The 502-nt window shown below is 45.0% G+C and carries 1 pseudogene; it reads left to right on the top strand.

Annotated elements, in window-relative coordinates:
* Nucleotides 1-57 precede the first annotated feature (57 nt).
* Nucleotides 58-339, top strand: a pseudogene (locus BHE81_RS27935) (GNAT family N-acetyltransferase); the annotation flags it as partial.
* Between the last annotated feature and the right edge of the window lie 163 nt (nucleotides 340-502).

The following is a 502-nucleotide window of genomic DNA, read 5'->3' as shown; positions in this document are numbered from 1 at the left end:
TCGGGAGGATGCGTGATCTGATCCTTCAACTCAGCAAAAGTTCGATTTATTCAACAAAGCCATACGGAAGCTACAGGCAGTCTTCGGCGTAACATGCCAGATCCTATACCGGTGATTATACTCGCTCGCCTGGCGGTAGATGTCTCATTGCACGGAAAAGGGGTTGGTGCCGATTTACTCCACGATGCAGTTCTACGGTGTTATCGCGTAGCTGAGAACATTGGCGTTCGTGCGATAATGGTTCATGCGCTTACTGAAGAAGCCAAAGGTTTCTATGCTCACCATGGATTTAAGGCATCACAAACTCATGAGAGGACTCTGTTTCTAAAGCTTCCATGACTGGTTGCTGGAGTGGGAAAGTAGCAGGCCACCGCCTCAACATATTGATTTTTATGTCTTTTATTATTAGATTTAACATAATCTTTGTTATGCGAACTGATTTTGTAATGGCTCAATAGTAATGTCCGCCTGTGGCTCAATTCAGATGTCCGCGCTATGGTAA

It is taken from the genome of Klebsiella sp. AqSCr, from assembly GCF_008452795.1.
GTDB classification, from domain to species: Bacteria; Pseudomonadota; Gammaproteobacteria; order Enterobacterales; family Enterobacteriaceae; genus Klebsiella; species Klebsiella pneumoniae.
The sequence above is the reverse complement of the archived record's forward strand: the minus strand, read 5'-3'. Positions and strand labels throughout refer to the sequence as shown.